This is a genomic window from Halomonas sp., assembly GCF_041689495.1.
Taxonomy (GTDB): Bacteria; Pseudomonadota; Gammaproteobacteria; order Pseudomonadales; family Halomonadaceae; genus Halomonas.
The window spans coordinates 1-2,482 of sequence record NZ_JBDNGD010000261.1; the positions used below are offsets into that span (position 1 = coordinate 1).

A 2,482-nucleotide genomic window follows, 5' to 3' on the forward strand; every position below is an offset into this window, starting at 1 on the left:
CAGGTTCCGCTAAAGTATCCGGGTCTGGATCGAGAATCCTGCCGGGCGAGGAACTCGACCACGATAAGCATTGATCGATGATTCAGGCCCATGAGAGGTGCCCTGCGGGGCACCTTTCGCTCAACACCCAGGGGAATGGCAATGAGTGAACTCAAGCACACCCCGCTGCACGCTCTGCATGTGGAACTGGGGGGAAAGATGGTGCCCTTTGCCGGCTATGAGATGCCGGTGCAGTATCCCCTTGGCGTCAAGAAGGAGCATGAGCAGACACGGGCATCCTGCGGCCTCTTCGATGTGTCTCATATGGGGCAGATTCTCGTCACGGGCCCGAATGCCAGAGAGGCCCTGGAGACCCTGGTGCCGGCCGATATCCTCGACCTTCCCCCGGGCATGCAGCGTTATGCGCTCTTTACCGGTGAAGAGGGCGGTATCCTCGATGACCTGATGGTCGTCAACGCCAATGACCACCTCTACCTGGTGGTCAATGCCGCCTGCAAGGAACAGGATATCGCCCACCTGCGCCGCGGCCTGGCCGACCACGAGGTGGAAGTGGTCGGCCGTGGCCTGCTGGCGCTGCAGGGTCCCGAGGCGGCGACGGTAATGGCACGGCTCTGCCCCGAGGCCTGCGAGATGGTCTTCATGCAGCACGGACGCTTCGAGATTGATGGCATTCCGGTGTGGATGAGTCGCAGCGGCTATACGGGGGAGGACGGCTTCGAGATCTCCGTGGCGGCCGAGGACAGCGAGACGCTGGCGCGGCGCCTGCTGGCCGAGCCCGAGGTCGAGGCCATTGGCCTGGGGGCCCGGGATTCCCTGCGTCTTGAAGCGGGGCTCTGCCTCTACGGACACGACATCGACACCGAGACCACGCCGGTGGAAGCGGGCCTGATCTGGGCCATCGGCAAGGCGCGTCGACATGGTGGAGAGCGTCCCGGGGGTTTCCCCGGTGCCGACCTGATTCTGCACCAGGTGGATGCCAGGGACCACCGGCGCAAGCGTGTGGGTCTGCTGGGAGAAGGGCGTGCCCCGGTCCGAGAGGGGACGGCGCTGTTCGACGATCAGGGCAACTCCATCGGTTGGGTGACGTCCGGCAGTTTCGGTCCCAGCGTAGGCGGGCCGGTGGCCATGGGCTATGTCAGCATCGCGAATACCGAGATTGGCACGACCGTTCATGCCGAGGTTCGGGGCAAGCGACTGCCGATGACGGTGAGCAAGATGCCCTTCGTCACCCCCGGTTACCATCGCGTCTGATGTCTCGCAAATTATACCGTTATCTTTTCGTAACCAACAGCGGCTATCCCGGCGAGGGGTGGCCGTTTTTGTTGGCAGCCACCTTGTTCATCAAGCAGTACTGGATGCCGACGTTATCAGACGAAAGGTCAGGCTGATTCGCAGGCCGGGCAGCCTGCGCGGCAGCAGGGCATGCTGCAGCCGTTGCTGTACGCCGGGGCCCATCAGCAGCAGGCTGTCATGGGGCAGCCAGACGTTGAAAGGCTCGGCCCCCCGGGACTTCCAGCGGAAACGCAGCGGCCGCTCAGTGCCAAGGCTTACCGCGGCGATCAACGGGTCCGGCCCGAGTTCCGGCTCATCGTCACTGTGCCAGCCCATGCGCTCGTCGCCGTCGGCATAGCGGTTGAGCAGTACGCTGTTGAAGCCGGCCGATATACCAGACAACGCCAGCCGTGTGATAACGGCGTCGCGGATTCGCGAGACCTCGGGGTGCCAGGACTCGGGAACGAAGTCCTGCCCCGAGTAGCGATAGCGCGCCTCGGGGTCGCCCATCCACACCTGGTGGCGGGGTATCGGGTGCTCGCGGCCATAGAGGCGCAGGATCGGGCGGTGCCAGTCGAGCTCGTGGTCGAGACGCCCAAGCGCTTCGCTGGCGGCGGGTTCGCCGAGCAGGCCAGGGAGGCATTGCAGGAGAGGGGCCGTGAGCAGTGTCTGGTCGCTTGTCCGGGGCATCATGGGGGCAGGATGCCATGGCCGCGCCTGGTCGGCCATCGAGTCGGCCATGGAAGCTGCCGGGAATGCCGAGGCGGTGTGTTGTGGCTCAGCGCAGTACCCGTCGCGGATCGATGGGTTTGCCGCCGTGGCGAAGGTCAAAGAGCAGGTCGAAGCGCTCGGTGTCGTTGCTGTAGCCCACCTCGCACACGGCGGTGCCGCGGCTGACGCTGTCACCATTGGCTACCAGGGGCCGTTCGCAGAGGGCATAGACGCTCTGCAGGTTGTCGGCGTGGTGGACGATCACCACCTGGCCGAGCTGGCGCATGCTTTCGGCGAAGCGTACCTCGCCGTCGGCGACCGACTTGGCCTGTGCCCCGCGGTCGGTGGCCAGCAGCATCGGCTGCAGGGTGCCACGGCCATCGGCGCCGAAGCTTCTCACGATTCGGTAGTCATCCAGTGGCCAGGGCCAGCGGCGTGCCGAGGCGGGCAGGTCACCGGGGTCGGGCAGGCTGGCCTGCCTCGCCGGACGGCTGCTTCC

The 2,482-nt window shown here is 65.4% G+C and carries 3 protein-coding genes; 1 reads left to right on the top strand and 2 read right to left on the bottom strand.

Going from position 1 to position 2,482, the window contains the following annotated elements:
- Positions 1-141 precede the first annotated feature (141 nt).
- Positions 142-1,251 carry a glycine cleavage system aminomethyltransferase GcvT gene (gene gcvT, locus ACESMD_RS09155; protein WP_372612447.1) on the top strand — a complete coding sequence of 370 codons (1,110 nt, stop codon included), beginning with the start codon at positions 142-144 and terminating at the stop codon, positions 1,249-1,251.
- Positions 1,252-1,341: 90 nt separating this feature from the next.
- On the opposite strand, the gene ACESMD_RS09160 is transcribed toward gcvT, so the two are convergent.
- Both ACESMD_RS09160 and ACESMD_RS09165 read right to left on the bottom strand, forming a co-directional pair.
- A complete protein-coding gene (locus ACESMD_RS09160) occupies positions 1,342-2,013 on the bottom strand; it encodes an alpha-ketoglutarate-dependent dioxygenase AlkB (protein WP_372612449.1) in 672 nt (223 codons plus the stop codon).
- Between the two features lie 37 nt (positions 2,014-2,050).
- On the bottom strand, positions 2,051-2,482 hold a 432-nt coding region (locus ACESMD_RS09165), incomplete at its 5' end, for a murein hydrolase activator EnvC (protein ID WP_372612451.1).

Excerpts from the sequence above, each read along its gene's own strand:
- gcvT (WP_372612447.1), top strand. The coding sequence starts at position 142 with ATGAGTGAACTCAAGCACACCCCGCTGCACGCTCTGCATGTGGAACTG.
- ACESMD_RS09160 (WP_372612449.1), bottom strand. The coding sequence starts at position 2,013 with ATGGCCGACTCGATGGCCGACCAGGCGCGGCCATGGCATCCTGCCCCC.